Annotated in this window: 24 protein-coding genes and 1 other RNA gene; 13 read left to right on the top strand and 12 right to left on the bottom strand. The window is 34.2% G+C overall.

Annotated elements, in window-relative coordinates; genetic code table 11:
* Positions 1-3: 3 nt before the first annotated feature.
* A complete protein-coding gene (locus OZP09_RS05520) occupies positions 4-384 on the bottom strand; it encodes a nucleoside triphosphate pyrophosphohydrolase family protein (protein WP_269236923.1) in 381 nt (126 codons plus the stop codon).
* An 82-nt stretch (positions 385-466) separates the two neighbouring features.
* Between OZP09_RS05520 and OZP09_RS05515 the strand changes: the two genes are divergently transcribed.
* The 5 genes from OZP09_RS05515 (at position 467) to OZP09_RS05495 (ending at position 3,491) form a co-directional block, all read left to right on the top strand.
* Positions 467-655, top strand: coding sequence for a hypothetical protein (locus OZP09_RS05515; protein ID WP_223683155.1), 189 nt, complete (start codon positions 467-469; stop codon positions 653-655).
* 136 nt (positions 656-791) lie between these two features.
* The gene (locus tag OZP09_RS05510) at positions 792-1,961 is read left to right on the top strand and encodes an SRPBCC family protein (protein ID WP_281310435.1); all 1,170 of its coding nucleotides are present in this window, start codon (positions 792-794) and stop codon (positions 1,959-1,961) included.
* A gap of 67 nt (positions 1,962-2,028) precedes the next feature.
* The gene (locus tag OZP09_RS05505; RefSeq protein ID WP_281310434.1) at positions 2,029-2,571 is read left to right on the top strand and encodes an RNA polymerase sigma factor; all 543 of its coding nucleotides are present in this window, start codon (positions 2,029-2,031) and stop codon (positions 2,569-2,571) included.
* A gap of 33 nt (positions 2,572-2,604) precedes the next feature.
* On the top strand, positions 2,605-3,015 hold the full coding sequence (locus tag OZP09_RS05500) for a hypothetical protein (protein ID WP_269236920.1): 411 nt from the start codon (positions 2,605-2,607) through the stop codon (positions 3,013-3,015).
* A gap of 17 nt (positions 3,016-3,032) precedes the next feature.
* Entirely contained in the window at positions 3,033-3,491 is a 459-nt protein-coding gene (locus OZP09_RS05495; RefSeq protein WP_223683159.1) for a sensor of ECF-type sigma factor, read from the top strand.
* A gap of 94 nt (positions 3,492-3,585) precedes the next feature.
* Here the strand turns inward: OZP09_RS05495 and OZP09_RS05490 are convergent, their stop codons facing one another.
* Positions 3,586-4,647, bottom strand: coding sequence for a beta propeller repeat protein (locus OZP09_RS05490; RefSeq protein ID WP_281310433.1), 1,062 nt, complete (start codon positions 4,645-4,647; stop codon positions 3,586-3,588).
* A 119-nt stretch (positions 4,648-4,766) separates the two neighbouring features.
* Here OZP09_RS05490 and OZP09_RS05485 point away from each other — a divergent pair, with 119 nt between their 5' ends.
* From OZP09_RS05485 to OZP09_RS05475, 3 genes are all read left to right on the top strand, one after another.
* Complete coding sequence (locus tag OZP09_RS05485) at positions 4,767-6,095, top strand: hypothetical protein (protein ID WP_269236919.1); 1,329 nt, start codon at positions 4,767-4,769, stop codon at positions 6,093-6,095.
* 134 nt (positions 6,096-6,229) lie between these two features.
* Positions 6,230-8,194, top strand: coding sequence for a KUP/HAK/KT family potassium transporter (locus OZP09_RS05480; RefSeq protein ID WP_281310432.1), 1,965 nt, complete (start codon positions 6,230-6,232; stop codon positions 8,192-8,194).
* 142 nt (positions 8,195-8,336) lie between these two features.
* Positions 8,337-9,551: an RsmB/NOP family class I SAM-dependent RNA methyltransferase gene (locus OZP09_RS05475; protein WP_281310431.1), complete on the top strand. Its 1,215-nt coding sequence runs from the start codon at positions 8,337-8,339 to the stop codon at positions 9,549-9,551.
* 72 nt (positions 9,552-9,623) lie between these two features.
* Here OZP09_RS05475 and OZP09_RS05470 read toward each other — a convergent pair whose 3' ends face one another.
* On the bottom strand, positions 9,624-10,667 hold the full coding sequence (locus tag OZP09_RS05470; RefSeq protein ID WP_269236918.1) for an AMP-binding protein: 1,044 nt from the start codon (positions 10,665-10,667) through the stop codon (positions 9,624-9,626).
* A gap of 3 nt (positions 10,668-10,670) precedes the next feature.
* Positions 10,671-11,606: a CPBP family intramembrane glutamic endopeptidase gene (locus OZP09_RS05465; RefSeq protein ID WP_269236917.1), complete on the bottom strand. Its 936-nt coding sequence runs from the start codon at positions 11,604-11,606 to the stop codon at positions 10,671-10,673.
* Positions 11,607-11,719: 113 nt separating this feature from the next.
* Here OZP09_RS05465 and OZP09_RS05460 point away from each other — a divergent pair, with 113 nt between their 5' ends.
* Together OZP09_RS05460 and OZP09_RS05455 are read left to right on the top strand one after the other, a co-directional pair.
* Positions 11,720-12,070 carry an arsenate reductase family protein gene (locus OZP09_RS05460; protein WP_281310430.1) on the top strand — a complete coding sequence of 117 codons (351 nt, stop codon included), beginning with the start codon at positions 11,720-11,722 and terminating at the stop codon, positions 12,068-12,070.
* A gap of 89 nt (positions 12,071-12,159) precedes the next feature.
* Positions 12,160-14,634 carry a TonB-dependent receptor gene (locus OZP09_RS05455; RefSeq protein ID WP_281310429.1) on the top strand — a complete coding sequence of 825 codons (2,475 nt, stop codon included), beginning with the start codon at positions 12,160-12,162 and terminating at the stop codon, positions 14,632-14,634.
* A gap of 135 nt (positions 14,635-14,769) precedes the next feature.
* Here OZP09_RS05455 and OZP09_RS05450 read toward each other — a convergent pair whose 3' ends face one another.
* On the bottom strand, positions 14,770-14,949 hold the full coding sequence (locus OZP09_RS05450) for a hypothetical protein (protein WP_078226371.1): 180 nt from the start codon (positions 14,947-14,949) through the stop codon (positions 14,770-14,772).
* Between the two features lie 327 nt (positions 14,950-15,276).
* On the opposite strand from OZP09_RS05450, the gene fumC reads away from it, so the two are divergent.
* Positions 15,277-16,662 carry a class II fumarate hydratase gene (gene fumC / locus OZP09_RS05445; RefSeq protein ID WP_281310428.1) on the top strand — a complete coding sequence of 462 codons (1,386 nt, stop codon included), beginning with the start codon at positions 15,277-15,279 and terminating at the stop codon, positions 16,660-16,662.
* A 109-nt stretch (positions 16,663-16,771) separates the two neighbouring features.
* On the opposite strand, the gene OZP09_RS05440 is transcribed toward fumC, so the two are convergent.
* Together OZP09_RS05440 and OZP09_RS05435 are read right to left on the bottom strand one after the other, a co-directional pair.
* Positions 16,772-17,662, bottom strand: coding sequence for an alpha/beta hydrolase (locus OZP09_RS05440; protein ID WP_269236915.1), 891 nt, complete (start codon positions 17,660-17,662; stop codon positions 16,772-16,774).
* A gap of 53 nt (positions 17,663-17,715) precedes the next feature.
* A complete protein-coding gene (locus OZP09_RS05435) occupies positions 17,716-18,918 on the bottom strand; it encodes an NAD(P)-dependent oxidoreductase (RefSeq protein ID WP_269236914.1) in 1,203 nt (400 codons plus the stop codon).
* A 240-nt stretch (positions 18,919-19,158) separates the two neighbouring features.
* Between OZP09_RS05435 and OZP09_RS05430 the strand changes: the two genes are divergently transcribed.
* On the top strand, positions 19,159-20,361 hold the full coding sequence (locus tag OZP09_RS05430) for a serine hydrolase domain-containing protein (protein ID WP_281310427.1): 1,203 nt from the start codon (positions 19,159-19,161) through the stop codon (positions 20,359-20,361).
* A 66-nt stretch (positions 20,362-20,427) separates the two neighbouring features.
* Positions 20,428-20,824: a transfer-messenger RNA gene (gene ssrA, locus OZP09_RS05425) on the top strand.
* A 322-nt stretch (positions 20,825-21,146) separates the two neighbouring features.
* Here the strand turns inward: ssrA and OZP09_RS05420 are convergent.
* The 5 genes from OZP09_RS05420 to OZP09_RS05400 all read right to left on the bottom strand — a co-directional run bounded on the left by OZP09_RS05420 (position 21,147) and on the right by OZP09_RS05400 (position 26,266).
* Entirely contained in the window at positions 21,147-21,428 is a 282-nt protein-coding gene (locus tag OZP09_RS05420; RefSeq protein WP_281310426.1) for a hypothetical protein, read from the bottom strand.
* Positions 21,429-21,481: 53 nt separating this feature from the next.
* Positions 21,482-22,834, bottom strand: a complete 1,353-nt coding sequence (locus tag OZP09_RS05415) for a S41 family peptidase (protein ID WP_281310425.1) — start codon at positions 22,832-22,834, stop codon at positions 21,482-21,484.
* Positions 22,835-22,966: 132 nt separating this feature from the next.
* The gene (locus OZP09_RS05410; RefSeq protein ID WP_269236911.1) at positions 22,967-23,710 is read right to left on the bottom strand and encodes a hypothetical protein; all 744 of its coding nucleotides are present in this window, start codon (positions 23,708-23,710) and stop codon (positions 22,967-22,969) included.
* Positions 23,711-23,823: 113 nt separating this feature from the next.
* Positions 23,824-24,852, bottom strand: coding sequence for a T9SS type A sorting domain-containing protein (locus tag OZP09_RS05405; RefSeq protein WP_281310424.1), 1,029 nt, complete (start codon positions 24,850-24,852; stop codon positions 23,824-23,826).
* 73 nt (positions 24,853-24,925) lie between these two features.
* Positions 24,926-26,266 (bottom strand): hypothetical protein, encoded by a 1,341-nt coding sequence (locus OZP09_RS05400; protein ID WP_269236908.1) that lies wholly within the window; start codon positions 26,264-26,266, stop codon positions 24,926-24,928.
* Between the last annotated feature and the right edge of the window lie 47 nt (positions 26,267-26,313).

Below are 26,313 nucleotides of genomic sequence, written 5' to 3'. Positions count from 1 at the left end.
TTTTTATAAAAGTTTTGAAAAATCAGGTTTAAAATAAGCCGGTCCCTTCATTACTTTTCCGTCTTCACGATAAATTGGCTGTCCGTCTTCGCCTAGTTTACTCATATTGCTGCGTTGGATTTCATCAAAAACAGCTTCTATTTTATCCTGTAATCCGTGTTCGATAATGGTGCCGCATAAAATATACATCATATCTCCAAGAGCATCAGCAATTTCTACCAAATCATTATTTTGTACAGCTTCGAGATATTCTTCATTTTCTTCTTTCATTAAATTATAACGAAGTAATTTTTTAGTTTCTCCAATGTCGGCAATAGGAGTCTGGCTGTGGCCTATTTTAAAAGCGGTATGAAATTCGGTTACTGCATCAAGCTGTTTTTTCATTTTTTTATTTTATTAATTGGATCGGCAAATTAGCAACAATTCATATACAATTCTCTAAATTTGTCAAAAATAATTTTCAACTATGTTTAGTCAGGGACAATTAATATTCGCAGTCTGTTTTTTTATTGCATTTGTAATCGTAATGATTTTTGCTTATCGAAAAGATCTTGCCTTACACAAAATTTTCTACAAAGGAAATTATAAGGTGTTAATTGGTTTTCTGCTTTTTATCGTTATTTTGTTTTTAATCAAATTCTTTTTTAAAAGATAAGATTATACTTTAAACTTTTAAAAATCGTTTGTTATATGTTTTGATGGGATATAATAAAAAGAATCGTTTTTATTTTTTTTGTTATTCATAACACAGTAATAAATTTATAACTTTACGACACCAAACAGCCTACACAATGAAAATTCTAAAATATCTTTTTCTTCTATTATTGTTAAGTTTTATTGCTCTAACTGTTTTTGTAGCTACTCAAAAAGGTTTTTTTACAGTTGAGAGAAGTAAGGTGATTAATTCACCCAGAGCAACAGTGTATCATTATGTAAATGATTTTAGGAATTTTGAAGATTTTGAATCATGGGCTGTTGAAGATCCGTCAATAAAAATGTCATTTCCGGAAAAAACGGTTGGAAACGGAGCTTCATTTTCATGGGAAAACAGCGAAGGAAAAGGAACCGGAATAACATTGCAGGTAAAAGAAGGGGAGAGTATTCATCAGAAAATCAGTTTTGATGGCACAGATGCAGATGTAAATTGGATTTTTAAGGATACTCTTAACGGGAAAACAAAAGTTACCTGGAAAGCAAAAGGTGAAATGAGTTTTTTATTTAAAATTTACACTGTTTTAAATGGCGGTTCTGATAAAATTATAGGAACCATGTATGAAAAAACGCTTGTTAATATTGATAAGAATCTGGATTATGAAACTAAAACTTATGCCATAAAAGTAAATGGCGTTGTGAAAAAAACAGAAAGTTTCTATATAAAACAGACTTTTACAAGCGAAATTCAGAAGGTAAATAAAAATGCAAGGATTGTTATTCCAAAATTAATAGAGTTTAGCAAAACAAATAATTTATATACAAGCGGAAAGCCTTTTATTATTTATCATACTTATGATACAAAAACGAATCTGGCGAAAATTTCAATCTGTTTACCAATAAATAAAGAAATTTCGACAAGTGCGGGAAGCGATATTCTGGCTGGAAAATTAAACAGTTTTGATGCAGTAAAAACTACTTTAAAAGGGGATTATTTGCATACTAATGAAGCAATTTCAAAAACGACAGCTTTCATTAATAAAGAAAAACTTGTTCCGGATTTAAGCTGGTCGCATCTTGAAATTCTAACAGCGGGTAAATTAGATGTTAAAAGTTCTTCTAAGCTAATAACTGAAATTTATTATCCGATCATACCTAAAGTGAAACCTGTTGTAGAGGAAGCTCCTGTTTACAAATCAGAAGCTGATCCGGCCGCTCAAAGAACCACAACTGATCCGGCTGTAAAGAAACCTGCAGTAGCACCCCCTGTTAAAACTAAAGCTGCAGAAGAGGAAGATTCAGAGTTTTAAAAAAATATAAAACCTGATTAAACCTTTTGTAATAAATTCATTCAAACAAACAAGATAGCGAAACGACTTGACAAACGAGAAGGAATTTATAGCACAATTATTAAATCCTGAAACGCAAAATGCTGCGTTTCGTATACTCTTGGCAGAATATCAAAAACCGTTATATTCCCATATTCGGAATATTGTTCTCAATCATGATGACGCTGACGATGTTTTGCAGAACACCTTTGTAAAAGTATTTCAGTATCTGAAAAATTTTAAAGGAGAAAGTAAACTTTTTTCATGGATGTATAGAATTGCAACCAATGAAGCGCTTACTTTCTTAAGCCAGAAAGCAAAATTAAATGGTTTGACATCAGAAGCTTTACAGAACAAAACCATTGATAATTTAAAATCTGATACTTATTTTGATGGTGATGAAATTCAAATAAAGCTTCAGAAAGCTATAGTTACATTGCCTGAAAAACAGCAATTGGTTTTTAAAATGAAGTATTTCGAAGAATTAAAATACGAAGAAATATCAGAAATTCTGGGGACATCAGTCGGTGCGTTGAAGGCTTCTTATCATCATGCCGTAAAAAAAATTGAATTATATGTTACATCAAATTAAACCTTTTGTTATAAAACATATCTTATAAACATTATGGAAACATTTAAATTAGAAAACGCACCTAAAATGACTCCCGGATTTAAAACTCCGGATCATTATTTTGATGATTTTTCAGCAAAGGTTTTACAGCAAATCAATGAAAGGGAAGTGAAAGTAATTCCTATTTACAAACGTAAAAAGGTTATTGCGATGATTGCGGCTGCAGTAATTTTTATTGCATTAATGATTCCGGCAGTAAATAATTACAATAAATCAAAAGAACTTGATGAGGCTACTTTAGAAACATATTTATCTTATCAGTCTGGTATAAATCAATATGATTTAATCCGTGAATTAGACACTAAAGATATTGAAGCAATAAATAAAAATGTGGTTCTTGAACAGGAAACACTTGAAGATGTTTTGTCTTCAAATCCAAACATTGAAAATTTAATTTCAGAATAAAAATAAAAACTATAGTGATGAAAATCAAAAATATACTGCCCATAGTACTGTTTTTAGTTAGCTTTTCATTTTATGCACAAAGTGAAAAAATAGATGAAAAACGCGAAAAGATTAAAGCTTACAAAGTGTCTTTCTTGACTACAGAATTGGAACTTACATCAAATGAAGCTGAAAAATTCTGGCCAATTTATAATGCTTTTGATGATAAGCAATATGAATTACGTCATGAAAAAATGAAAACGTATTTTCGAAAATTAAATGATGACAGTGTTAATTCGCTTTCAGAAAAAGAAGCTTCTGCTTTATTGTCTCAAATAGAAAGTACAGACAAAGAACTGTATTATTTAAGAGAAAAATATATGAGTAACCTTCGCAAAGTGCTTTCTGCTAAAAAAATATTAAAACTTAAAAAATCAGAAGATGATTTTAACCGAAAATTGTTGAAACAATATAAGGAAAAAGCAGGTAAAAACTAATGAAAATATAGCCGCCCCAAATACCACAAGGAACAACAGCGATAAGACCCCTATATAATAATACTTACTTTATTATTTAGGGGTCTTGTTATTTTTATTTAAATCGTAATCTGATAACTTTATTATAACCTGCAGCAATTGCTGTATTTCTGTTAACAAAACGAATGGTAAAAAGTTTCGTGTCTGTAGATAATTGTGTCCAGTTGGCACCGCCATTTTGAGAATACTGAATTCCTTCAGAACCAACACAGATAATTTCTTTGCCATTCCCCCCGGGTACATACTGCACACATGATGCATATCCAAAACCCATGCCCTGACCAATTAGTTCCCATGTTTTGCCACCATCTGTTGTAAAAGCTTTGTTGTCTTTTTTTTGGTTTGGAAGTTCATAATCACCTCCTGCAATAAATCCATGTTTTGAATCGTAAAAATCTGCTGTGAAAATCCCAGCCATTGCTTTTCCCTGGACAATAGGTGTTTCGATTACCTTCCAGGTTTTGCCTTTATCCGGAGAGTAGAAAACTCGTGATTTTTTTCCTCCTGAAACCAGCCAGGTGTCATCTCCTTTTATAACAATATTTGAATTGCTGGCAGCAAAAGCCGTCTCGCCTTTAGCATTGGTTGGTAACTTATCTGATAATAATTTTGCCCATGTTTCTCCTCCGTCACGGGTTATAATTACTGAAAAAGTATCTTCTGTTGGATCACCAATAGCAATTCCTTCTTTATCATTCCAAAATTGCATACTGTCGTAAAAGACTTTCTCATTAACTTCTTTGTAAACTAATTTTACTTTTTGTGTTTTTTTAGAAACGGAATAAAGTAAAGCCGGATTTCCGACACTCAACAAGAAGACATCTTTTGAAGTTTGAGCGATGCTTCTGAATTCTAATTTTAAGGTATCTCGATAAATATGCTCTTCAAATTTCTCTTTTTTATCTAAATCATAATATCCAAAGCGGGAGTTATCGGCACCATACCAAACCTTATTTTTGTCAATAGAAATTGCCCTGATACTGATTTTGTCCTGAAATAAGGTGTCTGTCTCCATTGATGTGAAACCGCCATAGAAAGCTGTTTTGTCTTTGTAATTCAATGGTTTAAAAGATAGAAATAAAACAAAGACACTACAAAATAACATTACTTTTTTCATATAAGTTAAGATTTAGTTGTTGCTAAAATACAATTATTTACAACAAGTAAAATATATTTTGTTTTTTTTCTGGCACAGTAATTGGATATTCCAGAATATTAATCTTAATATGATTTGCCATGAAAACCAAAATACTTTTTTTAGCTTTAGTAGCTATAGGTTTAAGTTCTTGTGCAGTACAAAGCCAAACGACTGTTTACGCAAAAAACTCCGATATCAGTGATAATTTAGATTTAAGGGCTGTGGCTTCTATTTTTGGAGAGTCAGCTAATCTTCAGGATTTTGAAAGACGTTTAAATGATCCGAAATATCAAATTTCAAATCTTGATTTGAATAATGATGATCAGGTTGATTATTTACGTGTTATTGAAACTGTAGAAAACAGAACTCACGTTATTGTCATACAATCGGTTCTTGATCGTGATGTTTATCAGGATATTGCGACTATCGATGTAGAAAGGGATAATTATAATAAAGTAAGCATTCAGGTTGTAGGTAACAGTTATTTTTACGGTCCAAATTATATTTATGAGCCGGTTTATAACGTAACACCAGTTATTTATTCATCATTCTGGATTACAAACTACAGACCTTATTACTCTACTTGGACATGGAATTTTTTTCCAACCTATTACGTTGCCTGGAGACCTTACCCAATTTACAGATATAGAAGAAATGTGGATGTTTGTATCAATGTAAACAATCATTATAATTATGTAAATAACAGAAGAAGTTACAGAGCACCTGTAATATATGAATCCAGACGTTCTTATGGATATGAAAGACAATATCCTGACCGTAGTTTTTCTCACAGACATTCGAATGTAAGTAATAGATATGATTTAGATCAAAGACGTGTTGCAAGCAGAGAGTATAACAGAAACCAAAATGGTTACAGTACTAACAGATCTAATTCTGGAAGAATTTCTACAGAAAACACAAATTCAAACAGAAGTTATAATGATAACAGAAATATGTCTGACAGAAACTATAATTCAAACAGAATTGCTTCGGACAGAAATAGTAATACGGTAAGAGTTGAAAATAATCAAAGGTACGAGTCCCGAAACAATTCTAATGATAATAGAAGCACGTCTGACAGAAACTTTAATTCAAACAGGGTAGCTTCCGGAAGAGATAATTCGGCAACTGTTAATAGCCCGGCAAGAGTTGAAAACAACTCAAGAAATGAATCGAGAGGAAATTCTAATGAATACAGAATGAATTCTTCAAGAGGTAACTCTGAAAACAGAGCGGCTTCAAGCCAAAGGGCAGAATCTTCGAGAGGTGGTTATGCTCAAAACAGATCGTCATCTGAAAGCAGACCTGCAAGACCGGAAGCTTCGCAACGTTCTGAGTCTCCAAGAGCAAGTCAGGAATCAAGAGGAGGAGGGAATTCACAAAGAGGAAATACTTCAGAGTCAAGAGGTGGCGGAAGAAGAATTTAATATTAAAAATAAACTTTTTAAATCAAAAAAAAAGCACAATCGAAGGGTTGTGTTTTTTTTGTTATTTTAAATTATAATTGACGCTAATTTATTTTAAAAGAGTAAATTTGCAACCGTCTTTTATAAAATTATACATGAGCGCAGCGCATAAAAACTTACACAGTAAGTTGTCTATAGGTGGTTTGTTGATTACATTAGGGATTATTTATGGAGATATTGGTACTTCTCCATTATATGTGATGAAAGCCATACTTGGTGACCATTCTATTGATGCAGATATTGTTTTAGGAGGTATTTCCTGTGTTTTCTGGACATTAACCCTTCAAACGACTATTAAATATGTACTTATTACTTTAAGTGCTGACAATCATGGAGAAGGAGGTATTTTTGCATTATATGCCTTAGTCAAGAAAACCAAAATAAAATGGCTGATTGTACCCGCTATTATAGGTGGTAGTGCTTTATTGGCAGATGGAATTATTACACCGCCCATTTCAGTTTCTTCTGCGGTTGAAGGAATAAAAACATATTACCCTGAAATAAATACAATACCAATTGTTATTGGAATTTTATTTATATTGTTTACAATTCAACAGTTTGGTACTAAGTTAGTTGGTAAGTTTTTTGCGCCAATGATGCTTATTTGGTTTGCAATGCTTGGAACTTTAGGAGTTGTTCAGATTTTAGATCATCCGGAAGTTATTAAAGCCATTAATCCATATTATGCTTACCATTTATTGTCAATACATCCTGATGGGTTTTTTGTATTAGGATTTGTATTCTTATGTACTACAGGAGCAGAAGCATTGTATTCTGATATGGGGCATTGCGGAAGAAAAAATATTAGAATTAGCTGGGTTTTTGTAAAACTAACTTTGGTTTTGAATTATTTTGGTCAGGCAGCTTATCTAATTCATCACGAAGGACAGACTCTACAAGGATTAGGGGGAGAGAATGGTAATCCGTTTTACTTAATTATGCCCAACTGGTTTCAGCCTGTAGGTATCGTAATAGCAACTTTGGCTGCAGTTATTGCTTCCCAGGCGCTTATCAGTGGTTCATTTACTTTGATAAATGAAGCGATGCGATTGAATTTCTGGCCTAAAGTAAGAATCAAATATCCGACTGAAGTAAAAGGACAATTGTATATTCCGTCCATTAACTGGTTATTGTTTTTTGGATGTGTCGGAATCGTTTTGCACTTTGAAAAGTCAAGTAATATGGAACATGCCTATGGTTTGGCAATTGTACTGTGTATGATTATGACAACCATTTTATTGAATTATTATTTGATCATGAAAAGAGTGAAGCTCTATTTTATGGTTCCTTTGATCGCCATTTATTTAGTAATTGAAGGCTGTTTTTTACTTGCCAATATTACAAAATTTGCGGAGGGCGGTTATGTAACCCTAATTATTGCTATAATGCTGATTTCGGTAATGACTGTATGGTATGTGGCCAAGCAAATTAATAAAAGCTATACTAAAATTGTTAAAATTGACGATTATAAGAAAGTTTTGATGGAATTGAGTGAAGATTTATCGATTCCTAAATATGCAACGCATTTGGTTTACATGACAAATGCAAACCGCGTTGATGAGATAGAGCAAAAAGTAATGTATTCAATTTTGCAAAAGCGTCCTAAACGAGCAGATATCTATTGGTTTGTACATGTCAATATTTTAACGGAACCATATAAAACACAATATAAAGTAACTGAAATTGCTAAAGACGACATTTACAGAATTGATTTCAATTTAGGCTTCAGAGAACCAACAAAAATCAATTTGATGTTTAGGGAAGTTATTCGGGATATGGTAAAAAATGGAGAGGTTGATATTACCAGTCGTTACGAATCGTTGAATAAAAATAATATTGTTGGAGATTTTAAATTCGTATTGTCTGAAAAATTTCTGTCAAATGACTCTGATTTATTATGGCATGAGAAGATAATCATGAACTCCTATTTCCTGATTAAAAAATTGAGTTTGTCTGAAGAAAGTGCTTTTGGCTTAGATAGCAGTTCAGTAAAAATTGAGAAATTTCCAATGGTGCTTCATGCTCCGGATAATATAGGTTTAACGAGAATTATTAAATAAATCATTTTACAAAATAAATTAAAAACACTCTTTTAAGCTTTATCAGAGTGTTTTTCTTTTTAATGAAAGTTAAAAATAACATCCAAATTAAAAATTTAACTTTCAATCAATTAATAGTACCTTTGCAACTCAAATAATTAAAATGAGATTACACAGAAATTTAGTTTATACTACCATCGATTCTTTGAACGCAATTTTCAATGAAGGAGAATATGCGGATAAAGTGGTAGCCAGAGCATTAAAAAAAGACAAACGTTGGGGAAGTTCTGACAGGAAGTTTGTTGCTGAAACCATATACGAAATTGTTCGTTGGAAAAGATTGTATGCTGAAATTGCCGAAGTTAAAGAACCCTATGACAGAGATAATCTGTGGAGAATGTTTGCAGTTTGGGCCGTTTTAAGAGGATATCCAATTCCGGACTGGAGACAATTAGAAGGAACTCCTGAAAGAAAAATAAAAGGTCGTTTTGACGAGCTTTCAAAAGTTAGGGCTTTAAAAGAATCTATCCCTGACTGGATGGATGAATTAGGCGCAAAAGAATTAGGAGAAAAGGTCTGGGCAAAAGAAATTGCAGCCCAAAACCAGCCTGCAAAAGTTATCTTAAGGACTAATACGCTTAAAGGAACTAAAGAAAGTCTTAGAAATACATTGATGGATTTAAATATTGAGACAGAATATTTAAAAGATCAGCCTGAAGCTTTGGTTTTGAAAGAAAGAGCAAATGTGTTTTTGACAGATGCATTCAAGCAAGGACTTTTTGAGGTTCAGGATGCAAACTCTCAATTAGTTGCCGGGTTTTTGGATGTAAAGCCAGGAATGCGTGTTGTTGATACTTGTGCCGGAGCCGGCGGAAAAACATTGCATATTGCTTCTTTAATGGAAAACAAAGGACAATTAATTGCAATGGATTTGTATGAAAGTAAACTCAAGCAATTAAAATTAAGAGCCAAAAGAAATGGTGCTTTTAATATTGAATACCGTATTATTGATACGACAAAAGTGATTAAAAAACTGCATGAAAAAGCAGATCGTGTTTTGATTGATGCACCTTGCAGCGGATTAGGGGTATTAAAAAGAAACCCGGATTCTAAATGGAAATTACAACCTGAATTTATTGATAACATCCGTAAAGTACAGTCTGAGGTTTTAGAAAGTTATTCTAAAATTGTAAAACCAGGAGGAAAATTGGTATATGCAACATGTTCTGTTTTACCATCAGAAAATCAGGAACAGGTAGAGAAATTCCTTAAAACTGAAATCGGGCAACAATTTACTTTTATTGAAGACCGTAAATTATTGGCATCAGATTCAGGTTTTGACGGCTTTTATATGGCATTATTAGAACGCAAAAAATAATAAAAATTCTAATATTTAAAAATTCCAAATTCCAATCATACTTATTGGAGTTTGGAATTTTTTTATTGGATTTTAAACCTGTAAGCTTGGTTTACGCAGCAGTTTTCCATTTTCATTTTCCTTAAATTTCGGAATAAAAACGATTTCTTTTGGTTTTTCATACTTGTCTAAAGCATCAAAGAAATCTTCTTGAAACACTTGTTTCTCACCTTCAATGACCAAAATTAATTTTTCACCTAAAAGAGAATCCGGAATCCCTGTAACAAAAAATCGGGAATTGATTTTTCCTGTCAATTTTGCTTCGATTTGTTCAGGAATTAATTTTACGCCGCCGCTGTTAATCACATTGTCGATTCTTCCTAAAAAAGTAAATTGGTTTTCTGTTATTAATTCTACCAGATCATTAGTAATAATTGGTTCTTCAGAAATAGCAGGAATAGTAATTATTAAACATCCCCGATTGTCTTTTGCTATGTTTACATTTGGAAGAACAGTAAAAACTTTTTCACCTGTTTTTCTGGCTGCAATATGAGTAATGGTTTCGGTCATTCCATAAGTTTCATATATTTCCGTTTTTAAAGGCAGCAGTTTTTCTTCTAATTCGGTATCCATTTTTGCACCGCCAACGATGAGTTTTTTAACTTTTTCTAATGATTTAACGGAATTTTGTACTTGCAAAGGTACCATTGCCACAAAATCATATCTTGTTTTATTAAACGATAAAGGAGCTGTGCTTGGTTCTGTAATATCTAAATCAAGCCCCAAAATTAAGCTTCTTACCAGCATCATTTTACCAGCTATAAATTTTACCGGAAGGCAGAGTAATGCTTTGTCTCTGGGTTTTAAACCAAAGAAATCACCTGTCGCTAAAGCAGATTGTATCATCGCTTGTTTTTGTAACCGAACTAATTTTGGAAGCCCCGTAGTTCCTGATGTTTTCATTTCGATGTACTCTTTTTCATCGAACCAGTCTAATAAGAATTCCCCAATTGCCTGTTCGTTAGGATCGCCTTCTTTAATAAAGCTGTAAGCTACGCTGCTGAGCTCGGCTCCATTGAGGTGATGACCGTTTATTTTAAAATGATTATGAACATTTTTATGTGTTAATTTAATCATGATTTAATATTTTATTATTTCAGTAAGTGTTATATCGCCTGTTAACTTTTCTTTCCAGTTTTTCCAGTTGTATTTTTTACTAAAAATAAAAAGTAAAATAGGGTAGATAATGACTATTGGAAAAATAACATCCAAACCTGCTGAAGGTTCAGATAAATCTATAAAGATAGAATGAGTTTGAAAAACGGACCAGTCTGAAGTTACCAACAACGCGCCAATCAGATTGTTTGCAGCATGGAAACCCAATGCTAACTCCATTCCTTCATCCATTAAAGTAATCACTCCTAAAAATAAACCGGTGCCAATATAATAAATCATTATAATGTTACCCATTTTAGTTACTTCAGGATTAAACCAGTGCATAGAACCAAATATAAGAGAGGTCATTACTAATGGAAACCATCTGTTTCGCGCTAAACCAGCAAATCCCTGCATAAGATAGCCCCTGAAAATATACTCTTCCGTGCTGGTTTGTATCGGAATTAACAAGGTTCCGATAACTACCAGAATCAGGAAAGGAACAGGTTTGAAATTCAAAATAAATTGTTCAGGAGATTGTAAGTAGACAAACAAAAAGCTTGCTATGGAAAATCCTGCCCATAAAAAAAATGAAAATAAAATACGCTTGATATCAATTGTTCTTCGGGAGGTTGTAATGGATAGAATACTTTGATTATGAAGATGTCTAACTACATAAAAAGCGCCTGCTAAAGCAAAAGCAAATGATATCATAAGCATAAATAAAGTAAGATTAGGTTCAAATACTTTCATGGCTGAATCGTTATCAGACGGAATAGTGGTTTTATCTGTAAAACTTTTGTAAACTAAAGCTACAGTGAAAGGAATCTGACCAAGAAACGAAGCAATTATGATGATTACAGACCCTAAAATATACTTTCCAAAGCTATTTTCAGGCTTAATTCCCTGTTCTAAAAACATGTATTTAAAAATTTAAGATTAGAATTGAGTTTAATAAGTAAATCTTATTTTTGGGGATAGCTAAAATACCTTTTTTAAATTCAATTATCTTACAACATTAAAAAAAAAATATAATGATACAAATTTATCATAATCCCCGTTGCGGAAAATCAAGGACCTGTCTGGCTTTTGTAGATCAATCAAATCAGGAATACGAAATTATTCCTTATCTTACGGAAACGCCATCCTTTGATGAATTAAAAAAATTGATCGGGAAATTAAATTTGAAACCTATTGAGCTTGTCAGGACTAAAGAGAAAATCTGGATTGAAAATTATAAAGAAAAAACATTAACTGATTCAGAAATCATTCAGGCTATGATTGAGAATCCAATTTTGATTGAAAGACCAATCGTAATTAAAGAAGGAAAAGCGATTATTGGCCGGGATATTGAAAAAGTAGCTTCTTTTTTAGAAGGAATATAAAACATTGTATTAACATTTTTTTGTGATTTTCTCTTTTAAACCAAAGACTATATTTGTGGTCTAAGAGAAAAAGATATATCATAAAAATAATGAAAAAAATCAGATTTGCAATATTAATCCTGTTAGTGTTTTCGGGATTAAGCATTTATGCACAACAACCACCCTCGGGTCAGAACAAAGTAAAAATTAGTGGTAAAGTTTTAGAAAAAATTTCCAAACAGCCACTTGAATACGCTACAATTTCTATTACAGCTGCAAATGACCCTAAAGTGATTGCAGGTGGAATTACAAATCCAAAAGGGGAATTTGAAGTAGCTGTTGCACCCGGGACTTACGATATAAAAATTGAATTCATTTCGTTTAAGTCAACTGATATCAAAGGGAAAAATATTTCTGACGATACGAATTTAGGAGTAATTAATCTCTCTGAAGATGCAGCACAACTGAATGAAGTTGTGGTTCGCGCAGAAAAGTCAACTGTAGAAATTAAATTAGACAAAAAAGTTTACAACGTTGGTCAGGATATGATCGTAAAAGGAGGAACTGTAAGTGATGTGTTAGAAAATGTCCCTTCGGTTTCTGTAGACGTTGAAGGAAACGTAAGTTTGAGAGGAAACGAAAATGTCCGAATTTTTATAGACGGACGTCCTTCAAACGCATTAAATATGGCAGAAGCTTTACGACAGATTCCGGCAGATGCTATTGATAAAGTGGAAGTGATTACAAACCCATCTGCCCGCTATGACGCTGAAGGTGGTGCAGGTATCCTGAATATTGTGCTGAAAAAAGGTAAAAATTTAGGTTTGAACGGAAGTTTTATTGTCTCAGGCGGAGTTCCGGAAACGTATGGAGCAAGTGCCAATTTGAATTTTAAAACAGAGAAAGTAAACTTTTTTACTTCTACCGGATATGATTACAGAACTAGTGAAGGAGCGGGTATAACCAATTCTACCAATATTAAAGATAATCAAATCATTGGATATACCGATGAAGACAAAGATACCGAACGTCTCAGAAAAGGAATATCGACAAAAACAGGTCTTGAGTGGACAATAGCGCCTAATACATATTGGACAAATGCTATAAGCTACAGAGATAATAGCGGCTCTAATAATGATTTGGTAAATTATAATTCTTTTGATCCGAATCATGTATTTACTTCAACGCGATACCGATTAAGTGAAGGGAACGATACAGGAAGGGATTTTGAATATTCATCTAATTTCCTGAAAAACTTCAACGATAAAGGTCATAAATTAACGTTAGATTTTTCATATTCTAAAGATAAAGATTCGGATAATTCGTATATCACCGATGAGACAATAGGAAGCGGTGAACCTGCAACTATCGACCAAACTTTTAATAATCAAAACCAGGAACAGTTACAGCTTCAGGCCGATTATGTACTGCCATTAAAAAATGGTGGTCAGTTCGAAGCGGGTTATAAAGGTAACTTTAATTTTATGGATAATGAATATAGTGTTAAGACTGATAATCAGGGAAATCCAATTAGTGGGTATCTTTCTAACACTTTAGAATACAATGAACGCATTAATTCATTTTATACGCAATATGGTTTTAAGGTTAATAGATTTTCTTATTTGTTTGGTTTGCGTTGGGAGGATACAGTTATTGATGTTAATTTATTGGATACGCCAAGTTATAATACGAAAAAATATAATAATTTCTTTCCAAGCGCATTCGTAAATTATGAAATATCAGATGCGAGCAGCGTTTCTTTGAGCTACAGTAAGCGTTTGTCGAGACCACGAGGACGTTTCCTGAATCCGGCGACAAATTATTCCAGTAATATTAACTTGTTTAGAGGTAATCCGGATTTAGATCCGTCATTTACTGATAAATTTGACTTAGGTTATTTAAAACGTTGGGAAAAAGTAACTTTTAGTACTTCCTTGTTTTATGAATACACTACAGATGTGTTCTCATTTGTCAGAACTGAAACAGGACAATTTGTAGGCAATAACCCGGTCGTTTTAAGCAGCCCGATTAACCTGGCAAAAGAGCAGCAGTTTGGTTTTGAATTTACATTGAATTACACGCCGTTTAAAATCTGGAAAATAAACAGTAGTTTTAATCTTTCAGATGTTAAAACGACAGGAAGTTATACGTATAAAAATACCAAAAGCGAAGAAATTACAACCAATTTAAACAATGAAACTTTCTCATGGTTTGGAAGAGTAAATTCGCGTTTATCATTACCTTATAAAATTGACTGGCAATTATCCGGAATGTATTTTGGACCAAGAAATACGGCCCAGGGAAAAAGTTTGGGTAACTATGTAGTAAATACAGCATTTAGCAAAGATGTTTTAAAAGATAAAGGTACCATTGCTTTAAATGTAAGTGATCTTTTCAATTCAAGAAGAATGAAAAATGAAACGAATCTCTCAAGTGTGAATTCTTACAGTGAATTTCAATGGAGAAAAAGACAAATCAACTTGTCATTTACCTACAGGCTGAATATGAAAAAAACTGACAGGGATAAAAATGCACCAAAAAATAATGGAAACGGCGGTGAAGAAGGTGGTGAATTCCAGGGATAATATAGTTTAAACTTCAAAAAGTAAATTCCAAATTCCAATTTCACAGATTGGAATTTGGAATTTTTTATTTGCAATTTTATTTTTTTAGCATAAAAAAAAGGACTCGTTTTCACGGGTCCTTTTTTATGAAATCAATTAAAGTTTAACTGACTGTTCTTCTTGTCTTTTCTTTGCTCTTTTCTCTTTGAACATTTCCCAGCTAGCTCCCGTAACCCAGTAAGATACGAAACCAACTAAGAAAAACATTAACCAAAACCCTATAGTTAGTATGGTCAAGAAAAGTAAAAAACCTAAGTACTGTGAAAATTCAAACATGTTTTCCGGAATTTTTGAATGTAAGCACAAATGTAGGTTTTATATTTTTTCTTGCCAATAAAAACCAAATCAATTTTTCTAAAAGGACAATTATCGTTATATTTATACTCATTTTAAATAAGGGTTTTTTCAAGTGTCTAAAATAGAATAACATGAGTATTTTCAGGAGCTGTTCCTGCTGTCCGCTATATCTTTACTGCCGAACCCCGGCAGCAAAGGATACCGCTTCCATCAGGGCTAAGACACTTGTTTTCAAAAGAAACTTCAGTTTTTAAATCGCACAAATAACATTTCACATTTTACAAACAACATATTACAAAATAACAAATGAAATACAGAATAGAAAAAGATACCATGGGCGAGGTCCAGGTTCCGGCCGATAAATATTGGGGTGCACAAACAGAGCGTTCCCGAAATAATTTTAAAATTGGTGATTCAGGATCAATGCCAAAAGAAATTATAGAAGGCTTTGCTTATCTTAAAAAAGCAGCTGCTTATGCCAATTACGATTTAGGAGTTTTGCCAATCGAAAAAAGAGATGCAATTGCAGCAGTCTGCGATGAAATCTTAGAAGGTAAATTAGATGATCAGTTTCCGCTTGTAATCTGGCAGACCGGTTCAGGTACACAAAGCAATATGAACGTCAATGAAGTTATTGCTAATCGTGCGCAGGTTCTCAAAGGTTTTGAAATTGGCGAAGGCGAACAATTCATTAAAGCCAATGATGATGTAAATAAATCACAATCGTCCAATGATACCTTTCCAACCGGAATGCATATTGCAGCCTATAAAATGGTAGTTGAAACCACAATTCCGGGAGTAGAAAAACTGCACGCAACATTAGTCAAAAAAGCAGCCGAATTTAAAGACGTTGTAAAAATTGGCCGTACACACCTAATGGATGCAACGCCATTAACCCTTGGGCAGGAAATTTCAGGCTATGCAGCACAACTGGCATACGGCTTAAAAGCGCTTAAAAATACATTAGCGCACTTATCAGAAATTGCTCTTGGCGGAACTGCGGTTGGTACAGGACTTAACACTCCAAAAGGCTACGATGTAAAAGTGGCAGAATATATTGCAAAATTTACCGGTCATCCATTTGTAACTGCTGAAAACAAGTTTGAAGCTTTGGCTGCCCATGATGCGATTGTTGAATCTCACGGAGCCTTAAAACAATTAGCTGTTTCATTAAATAAAATCGCAAATGATATGAGAATGCTGGCTTCAGGACCGCGTTCCGGAATTGGCGAAATTCATATTCCTGAAAATGAACCCGGGTCTTCTATCATGCCGGGAAAAGTAAATCCAACGCAATGCGAAGCCTTGACAATGGTTTGTGCCCAGGTGATTGGAAATGATGTTGCAATTGCAGTAGGAGGGATGCAGGGACATTATGAACTAAATGTTTTTAAACCTGTTATGGCCGCAAACTTTCTGCAGTCAGCAAGATTATTGGGCGATGCGTGTGTTTCATTCGATGAACATTGTGCTCAGGGAATTGAACCTAATTATAAACGTATCAAAGAATTGGTAGATAACTCACTGATGCTGGTAACAGCTTTAAATACGAAAATAGGGTATTACAAAGCAGCAGAAATTGCCCAAAAGGCTCACAAAAACGGGACTACGCTTAAAGAGGAAGCTGTTCGTTTAGGATACGTAACCCCGGAAGATTTTGATGATTGGGTTAAACCTGAGGAAATGGTGTAGTTTTTACAACAATCAATTCAACTCAATATTATAAAACCAAAAAAGGGAGGAAATTTAAAAACTTCCTCCCTTTTTTATATGTATAAACTAGTATAAAATAACTTGATTTTTACTTATTGTAAATATCCAATAGCCAATCATAGAAACTGTCTTTCCATTTTGAAACCGAATGTCCTTTGTCATAAGCCAGTCCAAAACCGTGATCACCTTTAGAATAAATATGTAATTCTGATTTTTTTACTTCTGCAGCAATGGCAGCCAGACCCGGAATAATTTCTTTTACAGGCATTTTTTTATCATCACGGGCAATTGCCATAAAAATAGGAGGTAAGGCCTGAACGTTGTCAATTCGTTTAAAATTACTAAGCGTATTGCCATGGTAAATTAAAGCAGCAAAAGCCGGTTTCCAATCTATAGTTTCTTTTGTTTCGGTAGATTTTATGATAATGCGTTCGCTTAGCCAGCCACCAGCCGAAAAGCCCAAAATCCCGATTTTATCTTTGTCAATTTTCAGGCTTTCTGCTAGTTCTTTCATTTTTAAAATACCTGTTCTCGCATCCTGATAAACGGCTCCTTTATAATCATCCATTGGAATAATCATTTCTCCTTTTTCATCCTTTCTGTTGGTCCTGTATTTTACTACCATACAATTGATCCCTTGCGCTGAAAGCCACATCGCTAAGTCAGTTCCTTCCTTATCAACCCAGTTCGTGGTTAAGCCTCCACCAGGAAAAATTACTACTCCAATATGTTTGTTATTCGATTCTGAAGCTGGGAATAATTGACAGGTTGGAACCGAAATATTACTGATCACCCTGTTTTTATGGGATAATGACATCGGATTAATGACAGAATCTACTACCTTTTCAGGATTGGGATGTATTATCGGATTTTTTTCAATACCATTTGGATACAAAGGAGTCTCCGTATTGGCTTGAGCAAATAAATGAGCACAGTTTAATACTAATGAAATTGAAAATGTGATTACGAGTTTTTTCATGTTGGTTGATTAATAGTAAGTATTTTTTTTAATGGATTAAAAATAGTTACAAATTAATTCCCATCAACATAATCCTGTAAATAACTAAACCGCTCTGTCAGTTTGCCATTTTCGGAAATTTTAGCACGTTGCAGTATTCCGTCTTTGTCTTTGTTAAAGAAAGCAGGAATTACATGCTCCATAAATTGTTCTCCAAAGCCTTCGCTCGCATCTTTAGGAATTTCGCAAGGTAAATTATCTACAGCCATCACTACAATTGCCGCAGGATGAAAAATATCAACTTCTTTATTTTCTGATGGTAAATAACCATACAATGGTTCAGCAATGGTCGAAGAACGAAGCGTGCTCGCAATTGGACCGTTTACATCGCAAGAAACATCAGCTACAACTCTTATTTTGCAGTCTTTGGCGTTTAACATTTCCTGGGTCAGGATCATGGGTGCGTTATTTCCGTAAAAATGACCCGCTATGTAAATATCGCTGACTTTGGTGAATTTTTCAAAATCAGAAATATATTCTTCCGGATATTGTGTGAAATCTGTAAAGTCAAGAATCTTTCCATCAGTTCTTTTGTTGTATTCTAATGCATCCAGCTGTACATAAACGGATTGGGTGTAGTTTTTAGTCAGATAATTATCAATAGTTACTTCTTTGACTTTGATTGCTTTCAAAATTTCCAGCGCACCGCTTCCAACTTTTCCGGTTCCGGTAATGACGAATTTTAAAGGAGGTAATGTAATTCTTTTCAACTGCATGATGAGCGCATCTTTTCCTGAAAGTGTTTCTGCTTTTGGAAGTTTGAATAATTCAAATTTTATACCGAATGCACGAATTGCATTGTAAACCCCAACCATTCCGGCGTATTTTCCAAACCCTATTAATCGGCGGTTATGTTCATCAACAATAGTTTCATGATCGTATAAAGTGATATTTTTTTCTAAAATTGCCTGTAAAAGCTTTTTGTTGTGAGGCTGTTTTTTTATCGTATGCGAAAAAAAGAAATAAGACTTATTCGGAATTAAATGCTCAACGGGAACTTCTTTAACTCCAAATAAAATATCGCAATCTGAAACATTATCCGCAACGGTAATACCCATACTTTTGTATTGTAAATCAGAAAAAACTCTAATATCTGAGCTTTCAACAGTTACAGAAGCCTCTGGATAAAGCTGCTTTAATTGAGCTAATGCATCAGGTGAAAAGACAACACGTCTGTCAGGTGGATTTTTTCTTTCTTTTATAATTCCGAATTTCATTTAAAGTATTTTTGGTATTTAATAATATAACTTTTTTCACTTATTTTGTTTTAAATATAACAAATATAGTTAAAATTTTGTTGCCCTTTTCTTATTTTTAATGATTATGAATGCTTAAGGTCTGATGTACAATAAGCTGGCGAAAAATGATGTTAAACGTATGTTAATTTTAAGAATTTTCATCGGCTAAAACCTTTAATCATAAATATTGAATTCTATATATTTGTTTTTAAAGAATAAATGAAAATGAGTTTCCTTAAAAAAACAAATATACCACAAATACTTTTCTCAATTTTAGTTTTAAGTTCCTGTGGAAAAGATAAAAATAACAGTGAGAATGAAGCTGTAAAAGAAAAAGATACATTAGGTAAAATGGTTCCGATGGGACCTGAAAAAAAAATAACTGCCGCCTACGTTAACTCCGTAAAAGGGCGAATCAATCATTTTTACAATAAAAACTGGCCAAATAATAGTATGAACGGAAGTTTTCTGGTAGCAAAAAACGGTCAGATTATTTTTGAAAGATATAATGGGTTTGCTAATAAAAATGAAGGCACAAAAATTACTGCAGATACACCGGTACAAATTGCTTCTGTGAGCAAGGTACTGACTGCAACTGCTGTTTTAAAATTAATCAATTTAGGCAAAATTGGCCTGGATCAAAAAGTAAATACCATTTTAAAAACGTTCCCGTACGAAGAATGTACCGTTCGAATGTTATTGTGTCATCGCAGCGGAATGCGAAATTATGCTTATTTTACAGACAGGGATAAATCGGTTTGGGACAGACATAACCAGCTGACAAACAAAGATATTCTGGATATCCTGGCGACTAAAAATGTAGGTTTGGAGTCAAGAGTTGGAACCCGTTTTGCGTATTGCAATACCAATTACGCGATGCTGGCTCTTATTATTGAAAAAATAACCGGACTAACCTACAAAGAAGCCATGTCTCAAATGATTTTCAAGCCTCTTGGAATGACACATACGTATGTTTTTGATGATGATAAAGAGCGAAAAAATATTGTTCCTTCCTATAAAGGGAATGGGGTAGAAATTGGTTTTGATTACCTGGATAACGTTTATGGTGATAAAAATATCTTTTCAACAGTCCGTGATCTTTTAAAATTTGACAGGGCCAGAAATGCGCCTGACTTTTTAAAACCGGCTTTGTTAAAAGAAGTTTACACCGGACAGAGTAATGAACGCAAGGGAACCAAAAATTATGGTCTCGGAATTAGAATGATCAATTGGGAAACTGGTCAGAACTTTTACTTTCATAACGGTTGGTGGCACGGAAACACCTCTTCTTATATTCCACTTATGAAAGAAGGCGTAACGATAATTGCCCTATCCAATAAAATGACAAGAAATACGTATGCAGTCCGTAAACTGGCTCCCATTTTTGGAGATTACCCTTTTCAGTTTAAAGACGAAGAATAATAGAATTTTTCTGAAAATTTTAATAAAAAGTAACTACAAATAGTATAAATTTGCAAACTCATTTTTGGGGTCGACTGGTTTTGACAGCAAGTCGAATTGAAAAGTAAGCACGTCGAGCATTGAGACCTTGCTCGTAAATATAAGATCTCACACTTTTACACGGCGAAAATAACTACGCTTTAGCTGCATAATCTGAATTATAGTACGATTAGCCACGTCCCTACAAGGTAGGGAAGCTGGATTCTCCTTGAAAGCCTTGGTTTGTGGCGTTCTGTTTAGGGGAACCGTAAAAATAAACCTAGATTTCCATGAGCTTCGGGTGGATTTCGAAAATTAAGAAGATAAGTGTTGAGTGGCTGTTTCTGGCCTTGCTTAACATCGAAAATCTAATCAGGAAATAAGCGTGTAGAAAGCTCTTTAGTTGCTTGTTTGGACCCGGGTTCGATTCCCGGCGACTCCACAGAAAAGCCTGTAAACTCTTTGTTTACAGGCTTTTTGTATGTTAAGTTAATCCGGTTATTCTCAAATAGCCTGAACTTTTATATTGCTTTGACCGTTAAGCGCATAAAATTCGATTGCTGACTTATCTATTTTTATTAAATAAGTGATCTGCTTCAATCTTTAATTTGTAATTACTGTTTCGCTATTATGTACTGTTTTCCTAAAGTTAATCAATTTAGTTATTTTGAAGTATTGATGCAATGCAAAAGGAATATCTAAATTCTTTAGCTATTGCATATAAATTGTCTAATTCCATATAAAAATCCTTTAAAACTAATACTTCTTTACCGAGATTTTTTTTGCACTTCAGCATTCATCTTGCGGATACTTTTGTACATAACACTCTGCACCGACTTTCTCTTCTTTTCGTAACTTTTTATACAGGTTTCAAGCTCGGAGAGCAGGTGTTTGAACTGGCTGTAGGTATCTGTTAGCTCTTCCATCCCTTCACGGGTTTTGGTTTCTTCTTCAATAGTGATCTTATCTTTAATTATTGAGGATAATTCCTCAAACCTGCGAAAGGCTTCCAGTATATTTCTATGCTCTTTTGCATCAATTCCCTGCACTCTACTTGTGTTTTTTTAAATAGTCAAGATGATTCGTTTTTAACTCGTTATCTTCAAGGCCACATTTTCTTAATTATCAGTGGTTCAGATATTACATTGGGACGCTGTTTTTGAAGGTTTTGTATTGTCTTGGTGTTCATAATACGTACATTTCCAGAGATAGAACTCAAGGCTCGCTTCAGTAATATTTCATTTGTATTTCCTAAAGGAAATATTTCTAGTTCCTGAAGCTCTTTTAAAACAACAGTTGGCTGTATCCCAGCTGCATAGTTACCCTCTTCATTAGCATTAAATATTTTATAAATTGCGGGGTATAATACCCATTTTGCCTTTGCACCAATAATCCTGTCATCCTCAATCGGGAAGCTGGCAACATCCTTACCCACGGTTTTTTCGCCAATGGTTATCACTTCCATAAAAGGCTTTAGATTGTTAATTATTATTTCAGAAGCCGATGCAGTATGGCTGCCGCACAAAACATAAACTCTCTGGATTTGCGGATGGACAGCTCTAAGTTCCTCAAAGCTGACTTGGGATTCATTCATCTCCAGGGACTCCTTAAAAGTCTGGTTCACTTCACCGCCGTTGGAATTTCCCTTAAACCGGATGAATTGATTAGTAGATTGTATGTTGGGAGCCAAAAGTATGCTAAGGGCTGTAGCAGAGGAAACATCGCCTCCGCCATTATACCTCAAATCTACAACAACTTCATTAACAGACTGATTCTTAAATTCCTGAAACGTATTTAGTAACGACTTTGAGAGACCGGCATAAAAATGCGGTATTTCAACAAAGCCTACTTTGTGATTTTGGTAAGTGATGACCTTGCTGAGGACAGGTTGCGAAAAAGTAAATCCCTGAGTAATATTAATCTCTTTAGTGGCTGTAAACCCTGACTGTTCAGAATAGGAAACGATTTGCAACTTAGCATCTTTCATATTTACCAAATTTTGATAGAGCCTATTATAATTTCCCTGGCTTAAAGCTGTGCTACCTATGGCTGTTATCAACTGTCCCCGCTTAAGCCCATTTCTCTCTGCCGGGGAATCTGAAAGTACATATAGCACTATGCCATATACCTGTCCTTCAAATTCAACAAACGAAAAGTCAAAGCCAAATGAATTCGCTAGGCTTTGTGGAAATGTTTCAGATGATGAGGTATGGATTGCATACGAAAAAAAATCATTCTTATTTACTAAAGATCCGAAATATTCCTTCGGGGGTAAAGATAAATTTCCCTTGGCAGGCATACTTTCGTTCCAATAATAATAGCGCTTCATTTGTGTGTAAATCCAATCGTTTATGTACTCATTTGTACCTTCTTCATAAGTTACAGGAATATCATCATCGGTTTGGCAGGCAATCAAAAGAATTACAGACAGTAGCATTAAAATTGATTTCTTCATCCTTTATTTTGGGTTTAAAATAACTTTTCAAATTAATATCGGTTTTTTGCACCAGTTGGAGCATCTTTTTAGGATATGGGGTACACTTATGAGGTTTTTTTAAACCATAGGTTTTGTTTGAAGATCAGTTAATTACAGGTAATCTGCAATATCGATATCTCCTTTTATCACTACTGTACCGTTCTCTTGTTTTTCCTGCAGCACAATCATATTGACACCATAGGTTTGAATGACTTTTGCTTTTATGGGGTTTGTACCGGCGTAGGGCTCTGTGGTACCGGGTTTGTAAAGCTCTAAAAATACGGGTGCGGTATTGCTGAAAAAATTGTAAGTCTTAAATTCAGAAAAATCATCTTTTCCAATGTTTTCAAATGTGGCCAGTACAGCTCCATTTTCTCTTTTCAGAATTCCTTTTACACTTTCAAGTTCAGTACCTGAAAATTCTCCTAAATTGGCAAAAAGAAACTTAAAGCCCACTTTACCTAGATTTATAGAAGGTTTTACGGCATAGACTTCGAGAAAAATATCGGGTAGATTAAAAAAATAAAAATTCTCATAGTCTGCAATATTATCATACGTAATTTCATAGTTGGCAATTTGAGTGCCTGTTTCATGATTGTAAACAGCTAAGGGATTTTTTTCGCCTTTATCCAATACAAAGTTGATAGTTGTTTGGATGTTTTGAGTATAGAAACTATTATCATTTATGATTACTGGCTTACCATTTAATCTAATCTCTACTGCATTGGGAGTAGAAAAACCTTTTATATTGACCTTTGCAGGTTTTTGTGCCACGTCAGATTCATTGGTAAGTTCGCTTTCGCAGGATGTTGCAACTATTAACAAGGCGAGTAGTAAAGCTCTTGCTTTTTTCATAAGTATTTTGTTTTTGTTTTTATTCTCTTCGGGATGTTTTCGTTTCCACAAACTAAACCAATAGCAGCGGGAATTTTTTTAAAATTCGCCAATTCGCTATTGTCAAGTGAGTTTTATTTTTTGATGAACTTCAACTTTTCTACCGTCGTACCATTTGTTATATGCACAATATAAGTTCCGGTTACCAAAGCTGATACTTCTATTTGGTCTTTATAGGATGTAGCCAATACTTCTTGTCCTAACATATTATATACTTTAACAAAAGTAGATGTTGGGTCAAAAGCTGGGTTTAATTGTAACAGTAAAGTAGAAACTACCGGGTTTTGAACTAGTTGGGTAAGAACTTTAGGAGTGTTTATATCATCAACACCTAATAGCGCTGATGCAAAAATCTGCATCTCATCTATTTGAAAGGTAGCGGATGAATTTGAATCAAGAAAAAAAGAAGATGATATCTGTTGGTCTATAGGTCTGTTTGCATTTGTAAGATTATTCCAGAATCCGATATAGATTTTCTTTCCAGCATACTGAGAAAGGTCTGACGTTGCTTGTGCAAATAATGCGTTGCCCGACGAAACATAATCAGCATTGGTAATACTAAGTTTTTTAGGAAGAATGCTACTGTTAGGATTACTCTCATAAGCTGCTATCATATCAGCACGCAGTGCTTTAAAATCGGTTACATCCGGAACAGGTTTTACCGGTGTGCTTACATAAACAAAAACACTTCTGTCAGTATTGTTAGATGTGGAAGTAGTATTATAAGCAATTACTCTCCCTATCATAGCTGCCAAGATAATTTCTCCTGACGCTGCTGTTAAATCTATTTCAGGAGAGATAACCCAATCTTCAAAATCATTAAAAATATCAGCCTTAAAATTTGCAGGACTGCCCACAACATTTGGTACATAACGACTGTATCTTAAAACGTTATCAGGAGATACTTCTTCATACATATTTGGAGTTGCTGCCTTACGAACGACGTGTTTTCCTATACTCCAGGTGTTATTGTTATTGTTTCCGTCATAGAATCTCCATCCGGCTCTTTCTTCTGGGGTTTCAAAGGTGGTTTCCCATACTATAAATTGTGCGTTGCTAACGCCAAATACTAATAAAGCTGTAAAGAGTAATAAATTTTTCATAATTGTAAAATATAAAAGAAAACAGGCGATATTTTGCAGCCGCCCGTTTTCAGGTTAAAATTTAAACGGTAAGTTAAAACGAATAATTTGTCCAGGTTCCTTGGAAATCTCCACAGTTTCTTGGAGAAACATTCCATGATCCTTCATTAAAGAATGGCTGAGTCATCCCCCAAACAGCTGCAGGATTAGAAGTAGAAGTAGCTGTTACTCCGGAAATAGTAAGTGCTGCAGTAGTACTGCCTATTCTTGAAGCTGTAGCATACGTAAAACCGTGAGCATTCACATTAGTGAAGTTAAGGTGTGCCGAATTCACAGCACCACCACTAACTGTTTCGTTCAAGACCCCTACTGGATAACCTGTAACTACCGCATCATTTAGAGTTAATCTGCCATTTCTTCGTACGTGAATAGCATTTTCATACAAAGCACCATTTGTACTGCTTTTAGCCCCTATAATAGTTAGATTACTAATTACCGGATGTGTAAAAGGTGTAGCTCCTGATCCAGATGCATTGTTGTCTAACTCAATCCCGTTTGAATCTGGGCTTGTACCACTCAAACTGTGAGTTGAGCTGTAATTTGCTAATGATAAGGCACAGCTAATTGTACCAACATAACCATTGTCAAAATCGAAATTGTCATCATCTGATGCATATGACACTAAATTGGTTGCATTTACTGTACCACCAAACCATTCGAATGAATCGTCTTTACCGAAAGATACCTGAATGTGATCTAATGTAGTACCAGAACCAACTCCTCCCAATGTTAATCCGTTGATTTCGTTACCATTTCCATCAGGGCCTGTAGGCAATACCCTTCCTGCAAACTCGATGCGCACATAAGTTAATGACCCTGAATTATCAGTATTATTGGTTGTAGTAGTAGAACCATAGTAATATTGAGAAGGATTAGATTGATCTGTAAGCCCTTCGATTACATTGGAGTCTGTCCCTGTATTTACCTGTGCTTTCCCTAAAAGTATAACCCCTCCAAAATCTCCGGGACTAGCTGTAGTTTCATCATCACAATCCAAAAGATTGTAGCTGGTAAATACTACAGGAGCTGTAGCAGTTCCGTTGGCATTTAGTTTACCTCCTTTTTGTATCACCAATATACCAGTAGGAGCAGTGCCGTTAGGTACACCTCCTTTTATGTAGGTTCCTGCCTCAATAGTAAGAGTTACACCGTTTAATACGTTTACAATTCCATCAATTTCCCAGATTTTGTCTGCAGTCCAGGTTGTAGAAGTAGTAATATTTCCGGAAACTGTTTGTACGGGTTTAGAACACGCAGCCGAATACTCAGCAGAAGCTGATTGCATACCAAACGAATCAGCAGCTGATCCAGCTTCATTATCACTACAGGCTGTAAGCGATAGTGCTATCAGAGCCACAAAAAATAAATTTTTCATAATATTAATTGTTTAGAATTATTAATCCGGTTGTTTTGTTTTTTAAT

Source organism: Flavobacterium flavigenum (assembly GCF_027111255.2).
GTDB classification, from domain to species: Bacteria; Bacteroidota; Bacteroidia; order Flavobacteriales; family Flavobacteriaceae; genus Flavobacterium; species Flavobacterium flavigenum.
The sequence above is the reverse complement of the archived record's forward strand: the minus strand, read 5'-3'. Positions and strand labels throughout refer to the sequence as shown.

Bases quoted from the DNA above. Each gene is read 5' to 3' on its own strand.
- OZP09_RS05405 (WP_281310424.1), bottom strand. From the start codon at position 24,852: ATGAAAAATTTATTACTCTTTACAGCTTTATTAGTATTTGGCGTTAGC.
- OZP09_RS05465 (WP_269236917.1), bottom strand. From the start codon at position 11,606: ATGTTTTTAGAACAGGGAATTAAGCCTGAAAATAGCTTTGGAAAGTAT.
- OZP09_RS05410 (WP_269236911.1), bottom strand. From the start codon at position 23,710: ATGAAAAAAGCAAGAGCTTTACTACTCGCCTTGTTAATAGTTGCAACA.
- OZP09_RS05500 (WP_269236920.1), top strand. From the start codon at position 2,605: ATGGAAACATTTAAATTAGAAAACGCACCTAAAATGACTCCCGGATTT.
- OZP09_RS05515 (WP_223683155.1), top strand. From the start codon at position 467: ATGTTTAGTCAGGGACAATTAATATTCGCAGTCTGTTTTTTTATTGCA.
- OZP09_RS05470 (WP_269236918.1), bottom strand. From the start codon at position 10,667: ATGATTAAATTAACACATAAAAATGTTCATAATCATTTTAAAATAAAC.
- OZP09_RS05510 (WP_281310435.1), top strand. From the start codon at position 792: ATGAAAATTCTAAAATATCTTTTTCTTCTATTATTGTTAAGTTTTATT.
- OZP09_RS05480 (WP_281310432.1), top strand. From the start codon at position 6,230: ATGAGCGCAGCGCATAAAAACTTACACAGTAAGTTGTCTATAGGTGGT.
- OZP09_RS05495 (WP_223683159.1), top strand. From the start codon at position 3,033: ATGAAAATCAAAAATATACTGCCCATAGTACTGTTTTTAGTTAGCTTT.
- OZP09_RS05460 (WP_281310430.1), top strand. From the start codon at position 11,720: ATGATACAAATTTATCATAATCCCCGTTGCGGAAAATCAAGGACCTGT.
- fumC (WP_281310428.1), top strand. From the start codon at position 15,277: ATGAAATACAGAATAGAAAAAGATACCATGGGCGAGGTCCAGGTTCCG.
- OZP09_RS05520 (WP_269236923.1), bottom strand. From the start codon at position 384: ATGAAAAAACAGCTTGATGCAGTAACCGAATTTCATACCGCTTTTAAA.
- OZP09_RS05455 (WP_281310429.1), top strand. From the start codon at position 12,160: ATGAAAAAAATCAGATTTGCAATATTAATCCTGTTAGTGTTTTCGGGA.
- OZP09_RS05400 (WP_269236908.1), bottom strand. From the start codon at position 26,266: ATGAAAAATTTATTTTTTGTGGCTCTGATAGCACTATCGCTTACAGCC.
- OZP09_RS05475 (WP_281310431.1), top strand. From the start codon at position 8,337: ATGAGATTACACAGAAATTTAGTTTATACTACCATCGATTCTTTGAAC.
- OZP09_RS05450 (WP_078226371.1), bottom strand. From the start codon at position 14,949: ATGTTTGAATTTTCACAGTACTTAGGTTTTTTACTTTTCTTGACCATA.
- OZP09_RS05430 (WP_281310427.1), top strand. From the start codon at position 19,159: ATGAAAATGAGTTTCCTTAAAAAAACAAATATACCACAAATACTTTTC.
- OZP09_RS05440 (WP_269236915.1), bottom strand. From the start codon at position 17,662: ATGAAAAAACTCGTAATCACATTTTCAATTTCATTAGTATTAAACTGT.
- OZP09_RS05415 (WP_281310425.1), bottom strand. From the start codon at position 22,834: ATGAAGAAATCAATTTTAATGCTACTGTCTGTAATTCTTTTGATTGCC.
- OZP09_RS05490 (WP_281310433.1), bottom strand. From the start codon at position 4,647: ATGAAAAAAGTAATGTTATTTTGTAGTGTCTTTGTTTTATTTCTATCT.
- OZP09_RS05485 (WP_269236919.1), top strand. From the start codon at position 4,767: ATGAAAACCAAAATACTTTTTTTAGCTTTAGTAGCTATAGGTTTAAGT.
- OZP09_RS05435 (WP_269236914.1), bottom strand. From the start codon at position 18,918: ATGAAATTCGGAATTATAAAAGAAAGAAAAAATCCACCTGACAGACGT.